The 20,982-nt window shown below is 70.0% G+C and carries 18 protein-coding genes; 6 read left to right on the forward strand and 12 right to left on the reverse strand.

Annotated features, from left to right (window positions below):
* Positions 1-47: 47 nt before the first annotated feature.
* From EOINJALH_RS14210 to EOINJALH_RS14225, 4 genes are all read right to left on the reverse strand, one after another.
* The gene (locus EOINJALH_RS14210) at positions 48-695 is read right to left on the reverse strand and encodes an OmpA family protein (RefSeq protein WP_199873384.1); all 648 of its coding nucleotides are present in this window, start codon (positions 693-695) and stop codon (positions 48-50) included.
* Complete coding sequence (locus EOINJALH_RS14215) at positions 692-2,905, reverse strand: DUF802 domain-containing protein (RefSeq protein WP_088281079.1); 2,214 nt, start codon at positions 2,903-2,905, stop codon at positions 692-694. The genes EOINJALH_RS14210 and EOINJALH_RS14215 overlap by 4 nt, the downstream gene beginning before the upstream one ends.
* Entirely contained in the window at positions 2,902-3,693 is a 792-nt protein-coding gene (locus tag EOINJALH_RS14220) for a DUF3348 domain-containing protein (protein ID WP_088281081.1), read from the reverse strand. Before EOINJALH_RS14220 ends, EOINJALH_RS14215 begins: the two co-directional genes overlap by 4 nt.
* 169 nt (positions 3,694-3,862) lie before the next feature.
* A complete protein-coding gene (locus EOINJALH_RS14225; protein ID WP_088281083.1) occupies positions 3,863-4,771 on the reverse strand; it encodes a LysR family transcriptional regulator in 909 nt (302 codons plus the stop codon).
* 143 nt (positions 4,772-4,914) lie between these two features.
* Between EOINJALH_RS14225 and gcl the strand changes: the two genes are divergently transcribed.
* The 3 genes from gcl to glxR are packed head-to-tail and all read left to right on the forward strand — an operon-like array spanning position 4,915 to position 8,480.
* Complete coding sequence (gcl, locus tag EOINJALH_RS14230; protein ID WP_088281085.1) at positions 4,915-6,705, forward strand: glyoxylate carboligase; 1,791 nt, start codon at positions 4,915-4,917, stop codon at positions 6,703-6,705.
* A 45-nt stretch (positions 6,706-6,750) separates the two neighbouring features.
* Positions 6,751-7,545 carry a hydroxypyruvate isomerase gene (gene hyi / locus EOINJALH_RS14235; RefSeq protein WP_088281087.1) on the forward strand — a complete coding sequence of 265 codons (795 nt, stop codon included), beginning with the start codon at positions 6,751-6,753 and terminating at the stop codon, positions 7,543-7,545.
* Positions 7,546-7,574: 29 nt separating this feature from the next.
* Positions 7,575-8,480, forward strand: coding sequence for a 2-hydroxy-3-oxopropionate reductase (gene glxR / locus EOINJALH_RS14240; protein ID WP_088281089.1), 906 nt, complete (start codon positions 7,575-7,577; stop codon positions 8,478-8,480).
* A 178-nt stretch (positions 8,481-8,658) separates the two neighbouring features.
* Here the strand turns inward: glxR and EOINJALH_RS14245 are convergent, their stop codons facing one another.
* Positions 8,659-9,156 carry a DUF4405 domain-containing protein gene (locus tag EOINJALH_RS14245; RefSeq protein ID WP_088281091.1) on the reverse strand — a complete coding sequence of 166 codons (498 nt, stop codon included), beginning with the start codon at positions 9,154-9,156 and terminating at the stop codon, positions 8,659-8,661.
* 519 nt (positions 9,157-9,675) lie between these two features.
* Here EOINJALH_RS14245 and dusA point away from each other — a divergent pair.
* From dusA to mtnA, 3 genes are read left to right on the forward strand one after another with little or no spacing between them, the layout of a single operon-like run.
* The gene (gene dusA, locus EOINJALH_RS14250; protein ID WP_234413843.1) at positions 9,676-10,698 is read left to right on the forward strand and encodes a tRNA dihydrouridine(20/20a) synthase DusA; all 1,023 of its coding nucleotides are present in this window, start codon (positions 9,676-9,678) and stop codon (positions 10,696-10,698) included.
* A 13-nt stretch (positions 10,699-10,711) separates the two neighbouring features.
* Positions 10,712-11,590, forward strand: a complete 879-nt coding sequence (locus EOINJALH_RS14255) for an S-methyl-5'-thioadenosine phosphorylase (RefSeq protein WP_088281095.1) — start codon at positions 10,712-10,714, stop codon at positions 11,588-11,590.
* The gene (gene mtnA / locus EOINJALH_RS14260) at positions 11,587-12,660 is read left to right on the forward strand and encodes an S-methyl-5-thioribose-1-phosphate isomerase (RefSeq protein ID WP_088281097.1); all 1,074 of its coding nucleotides are present in this window, start codon (positions 11,587-11,589) and stop codon (positions 12,658-12,660) included. Before EOINJALH_RS14255 ends, mtnA begins: the two co-directional genes overlap by 4 nt.
* Here the strand turns inward: mtnA and EOINJALH_RS14265 are convergent.
* From EOINJALH_RS14265 to EOINJALH_RS14295, 7 genes are all read right to left on the reverse strand, one after another.
* Positions 12,657-13,520, reverse strand: a complete 864-nt coding sequence (locus tag EOINJALH_RS14265; protein ID WP_088281099.1) for a DMT family transporter — start codon at positions 13,518-13,520, stop codon at positions 12,657-12,659. The two genes, mtnA and EOINJALH_RS14265, sit on opposite strands and share 4 nt — an antisense overlap.
* Positions 13,521-13,656: 136 nt before the next feature.
* Positions 13,657-15,009: a type III glutamate--ammonia ligase gene (gene glnT / locus EOINJALH_RS14270; RefSeq protein WP_088281101.1), complete on the reverse strand. Its 1,353-nt coding sequence runs from the start codon at positions 15,007-15,009 to the stop codon at positions 13,657-13,659.
* Positions 15,010-15,111: 102 nt separating this feature from the next.
* Positions 15,112-16,605, reverse strand: coding sequence for an aldehyde dehydrogenase (locus EOINJALH_RS14275; protein WP_088281103.1), 1,494 nt, complete (start codon positions 16,603-16,605; stop codon positions 15,112-15,114).
* Between the two features lie 66 nt (positions 16,606-16,671).
* Complete coding sequence (locus EOINJALH_RS14280) at positions 16,672-18,036, reverse strand: DUF3138 family protein (RefSeq protein WP_088281105.1); 1,365 nt, start codon at positions 18,034-18,036, stop codon at positions 16,672-16,674.
* A gap of 47 nt (positions 18,037-18,083) precedes the next feature.
* Positions 18,084-18,923, reverse strand: coding sequence for an ABC transporter permease (locus EOINJALH_RS14285; protein WP_088281107.1), 840 nt, complete (start codon positions 18,921-18,923; stop codon positions 18,084-18,086).
* A complete protein-coding gene (locus EOINJALH_RS14290) occupies positions 18,920-19,861 on the reverse strand; it encodes an ABC transporter permease subunit (protein ID WP_088281109.1) in 942 nt (313 codons plus the stop codon). The genes EOINJALH_RS14285 and EOINJALH_RS14290 overlap by 4 nt, the downstream gene beginning before the upstream one ends.
* A gap of 7 nt (positions 19,862-19,868) precedes the next feature.
* Entirely contained in the window at positions 19,869-20,978 is a 1,110-nt protein-coding gene (locus tag EOINJALH_RS14295) for an ABC transporter ATP-binding protein (protein ID WP_088281111.1), read from the reverse strand.
* Positions 20,979-20,982: the final 4 nt, after the last annotated feature.

The raw sequence follows: 20,982 nt of genomic DNA on the forward strand, positions 1-20,982 counted from the left end.
CGCCAGGGTGGCCTGCCACTGGTGCCCCCGCGCTGGCGGGCGCAGCCTCACTCACGGCGTGTGGCCGAGGCACTGCGTGACTTCGGCACCGGGGCCATCTCCACGCGCCGGTTCCGCGACCGGCCCTCGGCCTCGGTGTTCGAGGCCACCGGCTGCTCGGGCCCGAAGGCTGCGGCAAAGACCGACGACGACGGCAGCCCTTCGTCGACGAGCGCGCGGGTCACCGTCAGGGCCCGCTGGGCCGACAGCTCCAGGTTGTCGGCGAAGCGCCGGTTGGTCTCGCGCACCGGTCGGTCGTCGGTGAAGCCGCTGACCATCAGCAGTTCGTCGCGGGCACCGAGATAGCCGGTCAATGGCGCGGCCAGGCTCTTCAGCAGATGCCGGCCCTCGGGCTGCAACTGGTCGGAGTTCAGCGAGAACAGCACGCTGCCGCTGATGCCGATGCGCCCGTTGTCCAGGGTCACCCGGCCCGAGGCCAGCGGCACCGCCAGGGCCTTCTCGAGGGCCAGGCGGCGCTGCTCTTCGGACTGGCGCCGCTTGACCTCTGTTTCGAGGTTCGTCACCAGTTCCAGCTGCACGCCGAGCACGCACACCAGCATCAGCACGAAGGCGCCGAGCAGGCCCGACATCAGGTCGCCGAAGACGGCCCACACCGGCGCCGTCTGCTCCATGCCGGCGTCGAGGTCCTCCATCAGCCCACCTCGGCGGCCAGGGGCACCGGGCGGTGCGCCAGGCGCTGCAGCTCTTCGACGATCTGCTTCTGCGACAGGATGCTCAGGTCGATGATCTCCCTGGCCTGGGCCACGTAGTACGCGAGTTGCTCGTCGCTGCGCGCCATCGACTTGTTCAGCGAGCCTTCGATGCGCTGCAGGCTGTCCACCAGCGCACCGCTGGAGGTCCCGAACATCTGCACGGCGAGACCGAAGGACTCGCCCAGGCTGGACACCTCGATGGCGCTGCCGGTGACCTGCGATGCGGCCGTCGACAACCGGCCGGCTTCGGCCTCGACCTGCTCGGCGAAGCGTGTGCCGGCGTGCTGCAGCAGCGCCGCGGACGAGGCCACCAGCGAATCGATCGCGCCGCGCTGTTCGGTGGCGGCATGGTTGACGGCGTCGAGCAGGGTGCTCAGCGTCTGCATGACGCGGCTGCGCTCCTCGAGCAGGCCGTTGTCCCGCGCCATGCTGTCGGACAGTTCCTGCCGCAAGGCGCCGATCACCTCGGCGGCCGCCCGGGGCGCCTCGGCGGCGGCGTGCATGAGCCCAGCCATCTCGGCGATGGTGTCGCGCGCCTGCGCGTCGGCGCGCGCCTGGATGGCCTGCGCGGTCTGCTCCAGGGTCCGGCAGATGTGTTCCTGCTGCCCCAGGGTCTGCTCGCCCGCACGCTGCCATGCCTGCTGCAGCGACGCGGCCATTGCCTCGAGGGACTGCGCCAGGGCGGCCTGCCGCCGATGGTCCTGCGAGGCCAGGTCGGACTGCCAGGCGCCATGGGTCTGGTCCACCGTGGCCAGCAGCGACGCCGACTGCTGCGCGAAGGTTTCCGCGGTCGTCGCCAGCGACGCCCGCAGGTCGGCGACCAGCTGTTCGCTGGCGCGCTGGTGTCGGGCGACGGCGTCTGTCCAGGCACCCGACAAGTCGGTCGCCGTGCTGCCCAGGCGCTGCGACACGCCATCGAGCTGACGCTCCACCGTGCCGGCCATGCGCTCGTGCCATTCGGTCGACTGCCTTGCCAGGTCGGACAGCGACACCTTCCATTCGCCCTGCAAGGCCGAGTGCGTGGCCTCGACCGACGACAGCAGCGTGGCCGAGCGCTGCTCGAAGCTCGTCATGACCTGCTCCAGCGACTGCCGCAGGCCCTGGGCCAGGCCGTCGCTGGTGCGCTCGTGCGCGGCCAGTGCGGTCGTCCAGACCTCCGACACCGTGCCGACCGTGGCGCCGAACCGGGCCGACAGGCCCTCCAGCTGCGCCTGCACCGTGCCGGCGATGCGCTCGTGCAGCAGCGAGGTCTCGCGTGCGATGCCCGCCATCGTGGCTTCGACCACCGGCTGGATCGTGGCGCCGGCCGACCGGGCACTCTCGGTCAGGCTGTCCTTGAGCGATCGGTCGACGGACACCGCCAGGTCGGAGTACACCGTCCTGGCCTCGCGGTGGAAGGTCTGCTGCTGGTCCAGCAGTCGCTCGTTCAGGGCCTGGCCCTGCCGTTCCATCGCCGCCATCATGGCCTGCAGCTGATCGGCCACCCGGGGCATCACCTGCGCCTGGAAGCGCAAGGCGTCCAGCGTTTCCTGCCGCTGATGGGCGAGCGAGAAGCGGCGGAGGCCGGTGGCGATGCGGGTGTCCAGCAGCTGGGCCGCCTGCAGCCGCTCTCGCCGGCACAGCGCCGACATCAGGCCCAGCATCGCCGACGCGGCCACACCGGCCACCGAGGTGCCAAAGGCCAGGCCCAGGCCCTTCACCGGCGCCGCCAGTGCGGCACGGATGGTCGGCAGATCGGTCGTGCTTTCCAGCGCCAGCACGGCGCCGTTCAGCGTGACCACCATGCCCAGGAAGGTGCCCAGCATCCCCAGCAGCACCAGCAGGCCCACCAGGTACGGTGTCATCGACGGGCCGGGCAGGCCGACGCGTTCACCCTCGATGCGCAGGCGCACCGGGTTCTGCAGCGCGGCGGGCACCTGGCCGAGCCAGTCGCCAAGCTGCGGCAGGTCGGCCGGAATAGCCGCCAGGGCGGTGCCCAGCGACGCGGTGGCCTGCTGGAAACGGCGCAGCTCGAGCGCGCCCATCAGGTAGAACGCGCCGATCAGCAGCGTCATCGTCAGCGCCAGCGGGCTCGATCCGACATAGCCGGCCCCCACCCAGCCCACGGCCACCAGCCCCAGGACGAAGCTGGCCACACAGAGTTGTCGATTCATGGCCCTTCCGTGACCTCGTTGCCAGTGGCTTCCAACAGGGCTTCCAACAGGCCCTCGACCGGCTGCAGGCGGACGTCGAGTTCGGCCAGCAGCACCTCGTGCATGTCCCTGCGGTAGGCGGCCAGCCAGGCGGCCGGGGGCGTCGAGGTGCCCGAGCCGGCTGGCCGTTCGTCGCCGCCCTCAGTCGATGCATGCGCCGCGCGCAGGCGCGCGAAGTGCTGCTCGAGCCAGCGCGGCACCGTCGACAGCAGATGCTGCTCGCGTGCCGCCAGGGCTTCTTCCAGCACGGCATCGAATGCCGCGAGTTGCCCACCGCTGGGCGACTGACCGGCCAGCGCCGCCCGCGCTTCGGCGCGCAAGGGCTTGATCTTCGTTTCCATCGCGCGCTGGTGGGCCTGATAGCGCCGTCGGTGCGGTGCAAAGTCGTTGGCGTCGCCGTCGTCGACCACGGTGGTTGGCGTGCGCGATGCCGCGGTGCCGGCGCGGCCCGTCGAGCGACTCGCGTCCGTGGTCAGTGCCCGGGTCAGGTCGAGGCGCACGCGGGCGAGTTGGTCGGCCACCGAGCGTACTGACACGGTCGTCGTGGTGCGGGCCGCCTGCTGCGGTCTGGAAGCGGCCTCGCCCTGCACGACGGCGGACAGCGCGATGGCATCGGTCCAGTCCAGCCACAGGCCCAGCCGTTCGGCGAAGGGCTGTGTGGACTCGGCCACCTCGGCGGTGGCCATGTCCGCCAACAGGCGAACCAACCTCGAACCGTTGCGACTTTTGCGCGGCAACGCTGGCGCCATACCGATGCTCGAACCCCGAAGAAAAAGCCGGGCAGTCTACTACAGCGCAGGCCCAGGGCCGCCGGCCTCGGCAGGGCCGTGACCTGGCGGGCCGATCAGCCGCCGGCGTCCTGCCCCGGCGGTCCGCCCCGCGCAGGCCGCCGGGGCCAACGTCGGCCATCGCCGCCCGTCACCGGGGATCGGACCACCAGGTCGGCCCGAGCTGGCCCTGCAGCCATTCGACGACCCGGCTCACCTTGGCCGGCACCAGGCGCGGCGAGGGGTAGACCGCATGGATTTCCTGCGACGGCAGCGACCACTCGGCCAGCACCGGCTGCACGGCGCCGGACTTGACGGAGTCGTGCGCCACGTACCAGGGCAGGGCGGCCAGGCCCATGCCGCCGCGCGCGGCGGCCAGCAGCGCCGACAGGTTGTTCGACCGCAGCGGGCCGCGCACGGCGGTGGGCTCCAGCCGCCCGTCGGCCCCGGTGAACAGCCAGCGCGCATCGCCCTGCACGGTGCTGTAGATCAGCGCGTCGTGATCGGCCAGGTCCGCCGGCCGTCCCGGAACGCCGCGCTGCGCCAGGTAGTCGGGCGAGGCCACCAGCACCCAGGGGTTGATGCCCAGGAAGCGCGCGCCCAGCGTCGAATCGGCCAGCCGCCCCATGCGGATGGCGACATCGATGCCTTGCGCCACCAGGTCGACGTAGCGGTCCTCGAAGGTGAGCTCGATCTGCAGCTTCGGGTTCAGCTTCATGAAGCGCATCACCAGCGGCACCAGCACCCGCCGACCGAAGGCCACCGAGGTGCTGATGCGCAGACCGCCCTGCACCTGCGAATGCATCAGCGCGGCCACCGACTCGGCTTCTTCGACATGGTGGGCGATGAGCTTGCACTTCTCGTAGTACAGCTGCCCGATCTCGGTGGGGGTCACGCCGTGGGTGGACCGGTGCAGCAGCCTCGAGCCCAGCCGCGCTTCGAGCTGGGCCACCTGCTTGGTGGCCGAGGGCTGGCCGATGCCCAGGTCAGCGGCGGCCTTGCTGAAGGAGCCGAGGTCGACGACGCGGATGAAGAGCTTGACGCCTTGGATGCGGTCCATGCCCGCGATTGGGACACAGGCGCGGCGCCCCGGCGTATTCCGAACCGGAATTTCCGTCATGCACGCACGGGGTCTTCCGTCCGTCGGCGCGCGCCGCGAGCATTCGGCCCAGTGAGATCCCAACCCAAGCAGGAGACGTCGACATGGCAAGGATGAAGGCCGCAATGGCCGCAGTGCTGGTGATGGAGAAAGAGGGCATCACGCAGGCCTTCGGCGTGCCGGGTGCTGCGATCAACCCGCTGTACGCGGCGATGCGCGAGCGTGAATCGATCGGCCACATCCTGGCCCGCCACGTCGAAGCCGCGTCGCACATGGCCGAGGGCTATACCCGGGCCAGGGCCGGCAACATCGGCGTGTGCATCGGCACCTCGGGCCCGGCGGGCACCGACATGATCACCGGCCTGTACTCGGCCATCGCCGACAGCATTCCCATCCTGTGCATCACCGGCCAGGCGCCGCGCGCACGGCTGTACAAGGAGGACTTCCAGGCGGTGGACATCGAGTCCATCAGCAAGCCCGTCACCAAGTGGAGCGTGACGGTGCGCGAGCCGGCGCAGGTGCCGCGCGCCTTCCAGCAGGCCTTCCACCTGATGCGCAGCGGTCGCCCGGGCCCGGTGCTGATCGACCTGCCGTTCGACGTGCAGATGGCCGAGATCGAGTTCGACATCGACACCTACGAGCCACTGGCGGTGTACAAGCCCGCGGCCACCCGCAAGCAGGTCGAGAAAGCGCTGGACATGCTGACGGCGGCGGCCAAGCCGCTGATCGTGGCCGGCGGCGGCATCATCAACGCCGATGCGTCCGATCTGCTGGTGGAGTTTGCCGAACTCACCGGCGTGCCGGTGATCCCGACGCTGATGGGCTGGGGCGCGATCCCCGACGACCACCCGCTGATGGCCGGCATGGTGGGCCTGCAGACCAGCCACCGCTACGGCAACGCCACGATGCTGGCCAGCGACTTCGTGCTCGGCATCGGCAACCGCTGGGCCAACCGCCACACCGGTTCGCCCGAGGTGTACTGCAAGGGCCGCACCTTCGTGCACGTCGACATCGAGCCGACGCAGATCGGCCGGGTCTTCAATCCGGACCTGGGCATCGTCAGCGACGCCAAGGCGGCGCTCGAACTCTTCGTGCAGGTGGCCCGCGAGCGCCAGGCGGCACGCAGGCTGAAGGACTTCAGCGACTGGTCGGGCCGCTGTGCCGAGCGCAAGCGGCTGATGCACCGCAAGTCCCACTACACCGAGACGCCGATCAAGCCGATGCGCGTGTACGAGGAGATGAACAAGGTGCTGCCGCGCGACACGGTCTACGTCACCACCATCGGCCTGAGCCAGATCGCCGGCGCGCAGTTCCTCAACGTCTACGGCCCGCGCCAGTGGATCAACTGCGGCCAGGCCGGTCCGCTGGGATGGACCATGCCGGCCGCGCTGGGCGTGGTGGCCGCCGACCCGACGCGGCACGTGGTGGCCCTGTCGGGCGACTATGACTTCCAGTTCATGGTCGAGGAACTGGCCGTGGGCGCGCAGTTCCGCCTGCCCTATGTGCACGTGCTGGTGAACAACAGCTACCTGGGCCTGATCCGCCAGAGCCAGCGCGGCTTCGAGATGGACTTCTGCGTGCAGCTCGCCTTCGAGAACCAGAACGTCGACGACGCCACGCTGCAGAGCTACGGCGTGGACCACCAGGCGGTGGTGCAGGGCCTGGGCTGCCGAAGCCTGCGCGTCACCGACCCCGAGAAGCTGGAAGGTGCCCTGGTGGAGGCGCGCGCGCTGGCAGACCGGTACCGCGTGCCGGTGGTCGTCGAGGTGATCCTGGAGAAGGTGACCAACATCGCGATGGGCACCGAGATCGACAAGATCAACGAGTTCGAGGACATCGACTGCCGCCACCCCGAGGGCCGCCAGGGCTTGGAGATGGCCGGGCTGCTGGAGTAGCCCGCCGCCGCACCGACGACACCCACCCGATCACCGGAGACCCCCATGCCCCGTTTCGCCGCGAACCTCACGATGATGTTCACCGAGCACCCCTTCCTCGATCGCTTCGGGCTGGCCGCGCAGGCCGGCTTCGAGGCCGTCGAGTTCCTGTTCCCCTATGCCTTCGAGGCCAGCGAGATCGCGCGCCGGCTCGACGACCACGGCCTGACCCTGGTGCTGCACAACCTGCCCGCCGGCGACTGGGACGCCGGCGAGCGCGGCATCGCCTGCCACCCGGACCGGGTCGGCGAATTCCGCGCCGGGGTGGACCGTGCCATCGGCTACGCCCAGGCCTTGGGGGTGACGCGGCTCAACTGCCTGGCCGGCAAGGCGCCCGCCGGGGTGGCCGACGAGGTGCTGCGCCGCACCTTCGTCGACAACCTGCGCCACGCCGCCGGCGCGCTGCGGGCCGCCGGCCTGACGCTGCTGATCGAGCCGATCAACACCTTCGACATCCCGTGCTTCTACCTCCACCGCACCGCCCAGGCGGCCGGGATCCTGGCCGAGGTCGGCGCCGACAACGCGCTCATCCAGTACGACCTGTACCACGCCCAGCGCATGGAAGGCGAACTGGCCGCCACGGTGCAGCGTTACCTGCCGCTCATCGGCCACATCCAGCTGGCCGACAACCCGGGCCGTCACGAGCCCGGCACCGGGGAGATCAACTACCCCTTCCTGTTCGATCACCTCGACCGCATCGGCTACCGCGGCTGGATCGGCTGCGAGTACAAGCCGGCCACCACGACGGCCGCCGGCCTCGGCTGGCTGCGCACGATGGCCACGGCCCCGAACGCCGCATGACGCCGACCCACCACCCCACAGGACACGACATGATTTCAGCGCCCCTCGACATCGGCTTCGTCGGCCTCGGCATCATGGGCGCGCCCATGGCGGGCCACCTGCTCGCGGCCGGCCACCGGCTCTTCGTGCACACGCGGGGCAAGGTGCCCGAGGCCATTGCCAACAGCCGGGCCACGCAGTGCGTCAGCGCGCGCGGCGTGGCCGAGCGCGCCGACATCGTCATCCTGATGGTGCCCGACACGCCGGACGTCGAGGCCGCGCTGTTCGCCGACAACGGCATCGCGGCCGGCCTGCGCAAGGGCAAGGTCGTGGTGGACATGAGCTCCATCTCGCCGATCGCCACCAAGGCGTTCGCCCAGAAGATCAACGCCCTGGGCTGCGACTACCTCGACGCGCCGGTGTCGGGGGGCGAGGTCGGCGCGAAGAACGCGACGCTGTCGATCATGGTCGGCGGCCCCGAGGCGGCCTTCGAGCGCGTCAAGCCGCTGTTCGAGCGGTTGGGCAAGAACATCACCCTGGTCGGCGGCAACGGCGACGGGCAGACGGCCAAGGTGGCCAACCAGATCATCGTGGCGCTGACCATCGAGGCCGTGGCCGAGGCGCTGCTGTTCGCCGCCAAGGCCGGCGCCGACCCGGCGCGCGTGCGCCAGGCGCTGATGGGGGGTTTCGCGTCGTCCAGGATCCTCGAGGTGCATGGCGAGCGCATGGTGCAGCGCCGCTTCGACCCGGGCTTCCGCATCGAGCTGCACCAGAAGGACCTGAACCTGGCGCTGTCCAGCGCCCGGGCGCTGGGCGTGTCGCTGCCCAACACCGCCACGGCACAGGAACTGTTCAATGCGTGCGTGGCCCATGGCGGCAAGGCCTGGGACCATTCGGCCATGGTGAGGGCGCTGGAGACGATGGCGAACTTCGAGATCGGACAGACCCCCGCCTGACAGGTGATCGCAATCCGGCGGTGTCCCGATCTGGCGGGCGGGGAGCCGGCACGTCCGGCAAGTCCTGGCCTGTGGCGCGGGCCGGGGGCGCCATGGCCTCCACCTGAGCACCGGCGCCTCCGACGTTGGCTCGCGCAGCCTTTCGCATGCCGATGCGGCTCTGGCCGCTCGCCCGGCTTCAGGGTGCAGATGCCAACAGGGTGCGCACGGCCAGCCCCATCTTGCGGCGGTCTCCGCCGCTCAGGTCCTGCAGGCTCCGGTCGCCGTCTGCCATGGGCAGGCCCGCGGCCGCGAGGTCGGCTTGCGCCTGTGCCAGGGTCTTGCCCGCCAGCGGCGCCGCCACCTTCAACGGCGCCCGGCCGATGGCCTGCATCGCCAGCAGCGGCGGGGATGGACCATCGCTGCCGCTGACGACGAAGCTGGCCGCCAGCGCGACCGTGGACACCCCCAGCACGAGCTGGGCTCGCCGGGACGCGGTGATGTGGCGCCGCAAACTCGGCCAGTTGGCCCACCCATGCGCAGCGACCGCGGCCACCATCAGCCACCCCAACCACTCGTGCGCGGCCTTGTTCAGCCCCATGTCGAGATGGAAGAACATCAGCAGGCCAGTGACGGCCATGACAACGAACACCCCGACGGTCACGGGCGTGGCCCATTCACGCGACACCTTGATCACAGCTCGACTCCTGTCTGCACGCCACGGTGCGTGCCCCGGTCAACACTGTGGCGGGAGGGCGTTGCTGTTCCATTGCCGGTTCGATAACGCCGGCGCTGCGCATTTGCAGTGGATCAAGGCTCCCCGGAAAGCGCCCGGTGGGGTTCGGCACGGTCCGAGAGGTCGCTGGCACAGGCTGCGGCGTACCAGGTGCGCGCGTGCAGGATGGCGTGGGTTCCGCCTGTTCCCGCAGGCGGTCCGGGCCCCTGCACGGCGGGCGGCACCGGCCGCCAGCGCTGCGCCAGGTCGTCCGCCATCGGCGGGCTGCACGGGCTGCCACAGACCGGGATAATGCGCCCCGCAGCGGCCCCTTGCCCGACCCCCTGGGAGAGAGCCCGAGCGAGCGCCCGGCATCGGGTGGCTGGCTTCGATGCGCTGCCGAACTGCCCCCACTGCGCCTGGAAACGACATCGTCGCAAGCCTTTGACCGATCGAGCCACACTGTCGACCTCCAGCCCCTGGCGGCTGTCGGTCGCGCCCATGATGGAATGGACTGACCGGCACTGCCGTGTCTTCCATCGCCTGATCACGCGCCGTACCCGCCTGTACACCGAGATGGTGACCACCGGCGCCCTGCGCCACGGCGATGTGCCGCGGCATCTGGACTACTCTGAGCTCGAGCATCCGCTGGCCCTGCAACTCGGCGGCAGCGAGCCCGACGAACTGGCCCACTCGGCTCGGCTGGCGCAGCACTGGGGCTACGACGAGATCAATCTCAACTGCGGTTGCCCCAGCGAGCGCGTGCAGCTCGGGGCCTTCGGCGCCTGCCTGATGAACGAGGCCGCGCTGGTGCGCGACGGCGTGGCGGCCATGCGCGACGCGGTGGGCGGCGCGATGCCGGTGACGGTGAAGCACCGCATCGGCATCGACCGGGTCGAGGACTACGGCTTCGTCCGCGACTTCATCGGCACCGTGGCCACGGCCGGTTGCACCGTGTTCATCGTGCACGCCCGCAACGCCTGGCTGAAGGGCCTGAGCCCGAAGGACAACCGCGAGATCCCGCCGCTGCGGTACGAGGTGGTGCACCGCCTCAAGCGCGAGTTCCCGGCGCTGACGATCGTGATCAACGGCGGCTTCACCGACAACGCCGCGATCGCGGCGCAGCTGGGCGGCCCGTCGTCGCCCGGGCCGGTCGACGGCGTGATGGTCGGCCGACAGGCTTACCACGATCCGGCGCTGATGGCCGGCTGGGACGCGGCGTGGCTGGACCCTGCAGCGCCGTCGGTGCCGCCGTCGGGCGACCCCGGCGACGAGTGGCGCCGCACGGTCGAGGACGGCATGGTGGCCTACCTCTCGCAGCTTGGCGACGTGCCCTGGACGCACGCCTCACGCCACATGCTGGGCCTATGGAACGGGCGGCCCGGCGCCCGCCGCTGGCGGCAGGTGTGGAGCGACCACCGCCTGAAGACCCTGCGGCCAACCGAGGTGCAGCGCCAGGCCACGGCCGCGCGCACCCAAGCCCTTGTGCGGCCGCAGGACGCGGCCATGGCCCCCAACCCATGACACGGAACACGACATGACTGGCATCCTCGGCATCATCGGCGGCAGCGGCCTGTACGACCTGCCCGGGCTCACCGACACCGGCTGGGTGGCGGTGGACACGCCCTGGGGGGCGCCATCCGACGAGATCTTCATGGGTACGCTGCAGCAGGGCGACAAGGCCTCGCGCCTGGCCTTCCTGCCACGCCACGGACGCGGCCACCGCGTGCCGCCCAGCGAGGTGAACTACCGCGCCAACATCGCGGCACTGAAGCAGCTGGGGGTCACCGACGTGCTGTCGCTCAGCGCGGTGGGCGGCCTGCGCGCCGACCTGCCGCCCGGCACCTTCGTCGTCGTCGACCAGTTCATCGACCGCACCTTCGCCCGCGAGAAGTCCTTCTTCGGCACCGGTCTGGTGGCCCACGTGTCGATGGCCCGGCCGGTGTGCCCGCGCCTGGGCGACCATGTGCAGGCCGGGCTGGCGGCGCTGGGGGTGCCGCACGTGCGCGGCGGCACCTACCTGGCGATGGAGGGGCCGCAGTTCAGCACGCTGGCCGAGTCGCAGCTGTACCGCTCGTGGAACTGCGACGTCATCGGCATGACCAACATGCCCGAGGCCAAGCTGGCTCGCGAGGCCGAGCTGTGCTACGCGTCGGTGGCGATGGTCACCGACTTCGACTGTTGGCACCCGCACCACGACGACGTGACTGTCGAGGCCATCATCGGCGTGCTGCTGTCCAACGCCGACCACGGCCGGGCGCTGGTGGTGCAGGCGGCGCAGGCCGTCACGCACGATGTGCACGCAGCCGGCTGCTCCTGCCGCAGCGCGCTGCAGCACGCGCTGATCACCTCGCCCACGGCCCGCGACCCGCTGATGGTCGAACGCCTGCGGACGATCGCCGGGCGCGTGCTGTGAAGGTCAACGGACAGCCGCGGCGCGCACTCGAGGCGGCGCCGGAGGGCGATGCGGTGGTCGTCATCGACCAGCGCGGCCTGCCGCACCGCTGGTTGCTGGCGCGGCTGGACAGCGTGGCCGCGGTGCGCACGGCCATCGGCGAGATGTGGGTGCGCGGAGCGCCGCTGATCGGCGTGACCGCCGCCTACGGCATCGCGCTGCAGTGCCGGGTCGACGCCGGCGACGCGGCGCTGGATGAGGCCAAGCGCTGGCTCGACAGCGTGCGGCCGACAGCAGTGAACCTGAGCTGGGCGACGCGTCGCATGCTCGAACTGGTGAGGCCGCAGCCCGTGGAGCGACGTGCCGAGGCCGCCTGGGCATTGGCCGGCGCGATGGCCGACGAGGACGTGGCCGTCAACGCGGCCATCGGCGGCCACGGGCTGGTGCTGCTGCAGCAGGCCGCGGCGCGGCGGCCGGGCCGTCGGCTCAACGTGCTGACGCACTGCAATGCCGGCTGGCTGGCCACGGTGGATTGGGGCACGGCGCTGGCGCCGGTGTACCGCGCGCACCAGGTCGGGCTGGACCTGCACGTGTGGGTCGACGAGACCCGGCCGCGCAACCAGGGCGCCAGCCTCACCGCCTGGGAACTGGGGCAGGAGGGCGTGCCGCACACGGTGATCGCCGACAACGCTGGCGGCCACCTGATGCAGCACGGGCAGGTCGACCTGGTCATCGTCGGCGCCGACCGGGTGACCGGCCGGGGCGACGTGTGCAACAAGATCGGCACCTACCTGAAGGCGCTGGCGGCGCACGACAACGGCGTGCCGTTCTACGTGGCGGTGCCGCGGTCGACGCTCGACCTGTCGCTGGACGACGGCCTGGCCGAGATCGAGATCGAGGAGCGCTCCGCGCGCGAGGTGACGCACGTCACCGGGCTGGATGGCTCGGGGCAGCTCACCGAGGTGGCGCTGATGCCGGCAGGCTCGCCAGCCGCCAACCCGGCCTTCGACGTGACACCGGCCCGGCTGGTGACGGGGCTCATCACCGAGCTGGGCGTGCTGGCCGCGACACCGGACGCCTTGCGCGGCTAACCTTCGGACCGGGAGGGCCATGTGGCGAGCAGCAGCCCGGCCAGCGCCAGCACCAGCGCCACGCCATGCCACGGGCCGAATCGCTCGCCGAGGACCAGCACGCCGACCGCCGCGGCCGAGATCGGCAGCCAGACCGTGAAGACGCCGGCCTTCGGCGCCGGCACCTGCGCCAGCCCCTTCATCCACAGCCACACGGTGACCATGCTCGCCGCCAGCGAGTAGAACACCAGCAATCCCCAGTGGCCGGGCGCCACCGACGAAAAGTCGAATCGCATCGCCTGCCACAGGCCGAAGGGGGTGACCAGGGCCAGGCCCCACAGGTTGATGAGCGCGCTGATGCGGCGTGGCGACACCGTGCCGGTGAGCCGCTTGCCAATGACCACGTAGCTGGCTTCGCAGAACACCGCGCCCAGCAGCAGTGCGTGGCCGGCCAGGGCCCAGCCGTCGGAGGCGGTTGCGCCCGGGGCCGCCGGTGCGCGCGCCCAGGCCATCAAGCCGATGCCCAGCGCCGCGCAGCCGATGGCGCCGGCCACGCGCCCGGCGATGCGCTCGCCCAGCCACCACCAGCTGAGCAGCGCCACCGCGGCCGGGATGGCGGCCATCACCACGCCGGCCGAGACGGCCGAGGTCCAGGCCACCCCGTAGAGCATGCACACCGAGAAGCCGAAGTTGCCCAGGAAGCTCTCCCAGAACAGCAGCCGCCGGTCGTGAGGAGAAAGCGGCGCCTCTCCAGGTGTGCGGCGCACCCAGTGCGCCATCGCCACCGCCGCGATGCCGAAGCGCAGCCAGGCCAGCAGGAACACCGGGAACACCGCCACCAGCAGCTTCGACAGGCCCACGTAGCTGCCCACCAGCGCCATGCTGGACGCCAGCGCGCCGTACGCCAGCCAGGGGGTGGGGTGAGCGGCCTGAGGGTTCTCTCGAGGACATGCGGCTTTGCTGATTTCCTCGATCCCGCCGGGGGACGGGCGCCGCAGGGCGGCGTCCTGGGGGCCGTCAGAACGCACGGGTGTAGCGGTCCAGCTCCCAGTCCGACACATGGCGGGCATGGGCCACGTGCTCCGCGCGCTTGAGTTCGACAAACTGGGCACACAGGGCCGGGCCCAGCGCCTCGCAGACGACCTCATCTGCCTGCAAGGCATCGACCGCTTCGCCCAGGCTCTGCGGCAGCACCGCGATGCCGCGCTCGGCGATGCGGGCCAGGCTGGGCTCGAACAGGTCGTCGTCGCAGGCGGGTGGCAGTTCGAGTGCTCGATCGATGCCGTCCAGCCCCGCGGCGATGAGCGCGGCACTGGCCAGGTAGGGGTTGGCGCTGGCATCGGGCAAGCGCCATTCGAAGCGGCCACTCAGCGTGCGCACCAGCGCCGTCCGGTTGTTGGCGCCATGCGCGATGTAGGCCGGGGCCCAGCTCGTGCCCGACAGCGATTCGCCCACCACCAGCCGCTTGTACGAGTTGACCGTGGGCGCGGCCAGCGCGCACAGCGCCGCCGAATGCGCCAGCACCCCGGCGGCGAACTGCCGCCCCAGCGGCGAGAGCAGGGCGCCGGTGTCGACCGAACCGTCGATGCGGTGCGGCACGAACACGTTGCTGGCGTTGTCGCCATGGCCCTTCCAGAGCGACACATGGAAGTGCATGCCACTGCCGGGCTGGTTGGCGAAGGGCTTGGGCATCATCGAGAAGACCATGCCACGGGCCTCGGCCAGCGCATGCGCAGCCTGCTTGAACAGCATCAGGTGGTCGGCGCTGGCCAATGCCTCGTCGAAGCCGAAGTTCACCTCGTACTGCCCCTGTGCGTCCTCGTGGTCGAGCTGCAGCACGTCCAGGCCGCAGGCCTCGAGCGAACGCTGCAGCGCCTGCAGGAACTCGGCCTGGCGGGGCAACGCCTTCAGGTCGTAGCTGGGCTTGTCGAGGCGGTCGGCATCGTCGGCCGGCAGCCACCGGCCGCCCAGCTGCTTGAGCAGGAAGAACTCGGGCTCGATGCCCGTGCGCAGGTGCCAGCCGCGCTGGCCCAGCCGGGCCACGGCGCGGCGCAGCACCTGTCGCGGACAGGCGTCGAACGGCTCGCCGGCCACGAAGCCATCGCACACCACCCGCGCGTAGCCGGGCATCCAGGGCAGCGGGCGGGCCGTGCTGGCGTTGCCGCGGGCCCAGTATTCAGACCGCGGCCCCGTGCGCGGCAGGCCCGTGCCGGCGATCGACGGGCCGCTGAAACCGGCGCCTTCGGTGAGCAGGTCGTCGAGGTGGGCCAGTGGCAGGTACTTGCCCTTGGCCACGCCATGCAGATCGGTGAACTGCGCCAGCAGGGTATGCACGCCGGCGGCGGCCAGGCGTTCTCGAAGGTCCTTCATGGCAGGCTCCCGACAGAGTCGACATGGGGCCGCTCCCGAGGTGACTCACCCCTCGGGGGGCGGGCGACGCGGCGCGCCATCCCGGTGGGCATTGTCGACCGTTCAGTCGATGCGGATCCACGTGGTCTTCAGCTCCGTGTACTTGTCGAAGGCGTGGAGCGACTTGTCGCGGCCGTTGCCGCTTTGCTTGACGCCACCGAAGGGCACGGTGATGTCGTCCTCGTCGTACTGGTTCACGTGCACGGTGCCGGCGCGCAACGCGCGGGCCACCCGGTGCGCGCGGTTGAGCTGGTCGGTCCAGACGGCCGCCTGCAGGCCATAGGGGCTGTCGTTGGCCAGCGCGACGGCCTCGGCTTCGTCGCGGAAGCGCAGCACCGACATCACCGGGCCGAAGATCTCCTCGCGGACGATCTTCATCGCCGGCGTCGCGCCGTCGAAGACGGTGGGTTGCACGTAGAAGCCGCCGGTTTCGGCCAGGGCCTGCTGGCCACCGGACACGCAGTGCGCGCCCTCGGCGCGGCCGCTGTCGATGTAGCCGAGCACGGCGCGCAGCTGGGTGTCGTCGACCACGGCACCCATCACCGTGCCGGCCAGCAACGGGTCGGCCGGCGCGTAATGCGGCACCTCGGCCGCGACGCGGGCGATGAACTCGTCGGCCACGCGCTCGTGCACCAGCACGCGCGATGGCGCGTTGCAGCTCTCGCCCTGGTTGAAGAACAGGCCGCCTGCGGCGGTGGCGGCGGCACGCCCGAGGTCGGCGAAGTCGTCGAACACCACGAAGGCCGACTTGCCACCCAACTCGTTGTACACGCGCTTCAGGTTGGAGCGGCCTGCGTACTCCAGCATGCGCCGTCCGGTGCGGGTGGAGCCAGTGAAGCCGATGGCGTCCACGTCCATGTGCAGCGCCAGGGCCTCGCCCGCCTCGGCGCCGTAGCCCGGCACCACGTTGAACACGCCGGGCGGGATGCCTGCGGCCACCGCCAGCTCGGCCAGGCGCAGCGCGGTGAGCGGGCTCTTCTCGCTGGGCTTGAGCACCACCGAGTTGCCCGCCGCCAGCGCCGGCCCCAGCTTCCAGGCGGCCATGATCATCGGGTAGATCCAGGGCACGATGGCGCCGATCACGCCCATCGGCTCGCGGGTGATCAGCGCCAGCGCGCTGCGCGCGGTGGGCGCGATCTCGTCGTAGACCTTGTCCACCGCCTCGGCGTACCAGGCGATGCAGCGCGCGGTGGCCGGCACGTCGACCGACAGCGAGTACTGGATCGGCTTGCCCATGTCCACCGTCTCGAGCAGCGCCAGTTCGTCCTTCGCGCCGAGGATGAGTTCGGCAAACCGCTGCAGGATCTTCTTGCGGACGGCAGGCGCGCTGTGGGCCCAGCGCCCGTCGTCGAAGGCGCGGCGCGAGGCGGCCACTGCGGCGTCGACATCGGCCTGTCGGCCGCGTGCCACTTCGCCGATCGGCTGGCCGTTGATCGGCGAGCGGCAGGTGAAGGTTTCGCCGCTGGCGCTGGGCCGGCGCTCGCCGTCGATGACCATGCGGCCATCGATGACCAGCGCACGGGCGCGGGCATGCCAGTCGATGCTGGGTTGGGGCATGGGGAACGCTCCTCGCTGAAACGGCAAGGGCCGGGCATCGACGCCCGGCCCTCGGGGGTCAGGCCATCAGAACGCGACGACGACCGAGGTGCCGAGCACGTTGTTGCTCTTGCGGTACTCGCCCGTGCGCACGTCCAGGAACACCGGCAGGTTGGCGCGGTCCATCCGGTACTCGGCCTTGAAGGTGGTGTTGAGGTTGAACAGGTAGCTCAGGCCCAGCGACAGCGCCATGCGGTTGGCGCCTTTCTCGGGATCGCCCGCGGGGTCGGGACCGATGCCGTTGCGGTCGTCGGCCGAGGTGTAGCCGAGCAGGCCGCCGCCGTTCTTGCTGTTGTTGAGGTAGTCGAAGCGGCCCACCACCTCCCAGCGCGGGATGAATTTGTAGGCCAGCAGCGTGGACAGGCCGTACCAGCTGGCGTCGCGCAGGCTGCCGTCGGCCGCCGGCGTGATCGATGCCTGGCGCTGGCGGCCATAGCTGAGCTGGCCTTGCCAGGTGAGGTCGCCGCGGATGAAGTAGGCGTCGGCCTCGAACAGGTCGACGCGCGAATCGCGCTGCGCCACCGGGTTGCCCTCTTCGTCGACCATGTTCTCGCTGAAGTTGGCCGCCTTGCCATGCACACCAGCGAAGCCGAAGCCCTGGTACTCACCCTTGGAATAGTCCACACGGTAAGCGAACGCCGGCGCACGCTCGTTGCTGTTGCGCTTGCTGGTGTTCATGTTGTTCAGGGCCCACTTGATGAGCCATTTGCCGCGCGTGTACTCCATGCCGGCGCCGGTGTAGAGCGTGGGCAGCGTGAAGTCGTAGAGCAGGTTGTGGGTGATCAGCTTGTTCAGTGTGGCCTGCTGGTACTCGTAGCCCGACCAGTCGGGGATCTGGCCGGCGATGAAGCGCGTCTGCAGGCTGCCCAGCGGCACCGACACGGAGGCCTCCTGCACGATGGAGTTCTCGCCGATCACCGAGCCCGTGCCACGGTTGGGCACCAGCGTCAGGCGCCACTTGGTGCCGCCTTCCATTTCTTTCTGGAAGTCGAAGAACACGCCGCCGAAGTACGAGTTGTCGTAGTTGTAGCCGTCGGAGGCCACCGGGTTCAGGAACTGGAAGCCGGCGCGGCGCTGGCGCTGATTCCACAGGTAGGTGGGGTCCATGAAGCCGCTGATCTTCAGCATCTTCAGGCCCTGGCTGTCGAGGGCGTCCTCGACGGCTTCGGTCTTGATGCCGACGCGGTTGAGCTCGCGCACCTGGTCGGGCGTCATGCCCCACTGAGGCGCGCCGCCGGCCGCACTGCCCTGTGCATTGAGCTTGCCCTCGAGCTCGGCCACCTTGGCCTTGAGCGCCTGCAACTCCTTCAGGATGTCGGCATTGCTCTGGGCCGACGCCGGCAGCGCCGCCGCCAGGGCCACGGCGAGCGCGGTGAGTTTCAGGATGTGCATGGGTGGGCTCCTCTTCCAGGGGGTTGGTTGTATCGTCTACCGCGCCGTCAACTGCGGCCAGCGGCGGAAAGCTCGAGTTGGCGCTGACGCTCGGCGCGGGCGATCCACCAGCTGGCGGCCACCACGCCCAATGCGACGATGACCACGATGATGGTGGCCACGGCATTGACGCTGGGGTTCAGGCCCAGCCGGGCGCGCGAGAAGATCACCAGCGGCATGGTCGTGGAGCCCGGGCCCGACAGGAAGGCCGACAGCACCACGTCGTCGAGCGAGAGGGTGAAGGTGAGCAGCCAGGCCGACATCAGCGACTGGGTGATCATCGGCAGCGTGACCAGCGTGAACACCTGCCAGGGCCGGGCGCCCAGGTCCATCGCCGCTTCTTCGAGCTGCGGATTCAGGTCTTTCAGGCGCGCCTGGATCACCACCGTGGCGTAGGCCATGCCCAGCAGCAGGTGGCCGATCCAGATCGTGAGCATGCCGCGTTCGGGGAAGCCGATGGCGCGCTGCACCGACACCAGCATCAGCAGCAGCGACAGGCCCACCACGACCTCGGGCATCACCAGCGGCGCGTTGACCATGCCCGAGAACACCGTGCGACCGGTGAATCGCTTGTACTTGACCAGCGCGAAGGCCGCCAGCGTGCCCATCACCACCGAGCCGCAGGCGGTGAGGAAGGCGATCTTCAGGCTCAGCCACAGGCCGCTGACCATCTCGCGGTCGTCGGCCAGCGCGGCATACCACTTGAGGGTGAAGCCGCGCCACACATTGGGCACCTGCGAGTCGTTGAACGAGTACAGCACCAGCGCGACGATGGGCAGGTACAGGAAGGCATAGCCGGCCGACAGCCAGCCCTTGCCGAACCACTGGTTGATGGTGGACGCCTTCATCGCGACCCCTCCACCGCCTCGGCCTGGTACTTGTTGAACACCGCCAGCGGCACGATGATCAGCAGGATCATCACCACCGCCACGCTGGACGCCATGGGCCAGTCGTTGTTGCTGAAGAACTCGTCCCACAGCACGCGGCCGATCATCAGCGTCTCGGGGCCGCCCAGCAGTTCGGGGATGACGAACTCGCCGACGCAGGGGATGAACACCAGCATCGAGCCGGCGATGATGCCGGCCTTGGACAAGGGCACGGTCACCTTCCAGAATGCCGTCCAGGGCGTGGCACCCAGGTCGGCGGCGGCCTCGAGCAGGCGCAGGTCCATCTTCGACAGGTTGCCGAACAGAGGCAGGATCATGAACGGCAGGTAGGTGTAGGTCATGCCCAGCACCAGCGAGAACGGCGTGTGCATCAGCTTGCCCGGCGCGGTGATCAGGCCCAGCGCGGCCAGCACCTGGTCGAGGCCGCTGCCGATGATCAGGTCGGCCACCCAGCCGTTCTCGGACAGCAGGCCCTTCCAGGCATAGACGCGCAGCAGGAACGAGGTCCAGAACGGCAGCATCACCAGCATCAGCAGCGCCGGCTGCACGGTGGCCGAGGCACGGGCCATGAAGTAGGCGAACGGGTAGCCGATGAACAGGCACAGCACCGTGGTGGCCAGGGCGTAGCGCAGGCTCGCCAGGTAGGTCTTGATGTAGAGCGCGTCCTCCGTCATGAAGACGTAGTTGGACAGCTTGACGGTGAGCTGCAGCAGGCCTTCCTTGTAGGTGACGAGATCCTTGAAGACCACGGTCTCCATCTCGCTGATGCTGATCTTGGCCAGGATCAGGAAGGGCAGCAGGAAGAACAGCAGCAGCCAGCCATACGGAATGCCGATGACCACCGCACGGCCGGTCGGGCGCAGGCGCTTCAGCAGGGCAGGGACGGAGGGCAGGGCCATGAACCGCCTACTGCGTGAGGACCACATGCGCCGAGCGCGACCAATGCGCCCACACCGCATCGCCCCAGGTCAGCTCGTCGTCCTTGTGGCGCGAGGTGTTGGCCTGGCTCACCTTGAGGCGCGCGCCGCTGGCGAGTTGCAGGTGATAGACGGTGAAGCTGCCGAAGTACGACATCTCCTTGATCGTGCCGGGCGCGCTGTTGTACTCGTCGGCAGGCTTGTGCCGCGAAACGTGGATCTTTTCGGGCCGCAGCGCCACCGTCACGGCCATGCCCGGCGTGCCGGTGATGCCATGGCCCACGTAGTGCTTGCAGTCCGCCGAGGCGATCACCACGTGGTCGGCCTCGTCCTCCTCGACAGTGCCGTCCATGAGGTTGACGTTGCCGATGAAGTCGGCCACGAAGCGCGAGGCCGGCGTCTCGTAGATGTCGGCCGGTGCGCCCACCTGCAGGAAGCGGCCCTCGCTCATCACCGCGATGCGCGAGGCCATGGTCATGGCCTCTTCCTGGTCGTGGGTGACCATCACGCAGGTCACGCCCACCTGCTCGATGATGTTGACCAGCTCGATCTGCGTTTCCTCGCGCAGCTTCTTGTCGAGCGCGCCCAGCGGCTCGTCGAGCAGCAGCACCTGCGGCTGCTTGGCCAGGCTGCGCGCCAGCGCCACCCGCTGCTGCTGGCCGCCCGACAGCTGATGGGGCTTGCGCTTGGCGTACTTGCCCAGTTGCACCAGCTTGAGCATGGCCTCCACCCGCTCGGCCACGCGGTCCTTCGGCAGCCCGTCGCGGCGCAGTCCGAAGGCGATGTTGTCCCACACGCTGAGGTGCGGGAAGAGCGCATAGCTCTGGAACATCATGTTCATCGGCCGCTCGTAGGGCGGCAGACCGGCGAGGTCCTGCCCGTTCAGCACGATGCGGCCCGACGTGGGCGTCTCGAAGCCGGCCAACATGCGCAGGAGCGTGCTCTTGCCGCAGCCCGACGAACCGAGCAGCGCGAAGATCTCGCCCTTGGCGATGTCGAGCGAGACGTTGTTGACGGCCTTGTAGCCGGCGAAGTCCTTCACCACGCCCTGGATCTGCAGGAACGCGGCGTCCTTTCCGCGGGGGTCGCCGGCCGCCATCGCC

The organism is Ideonella sp. A 288, from assembly GCF_002198735.1.
Lineage (GTDB): Bacteria > Pseudomonadota > Gammaproteobacteria > Burkholderiales > Burkholderiaceae_C > Pseudaquabacterium.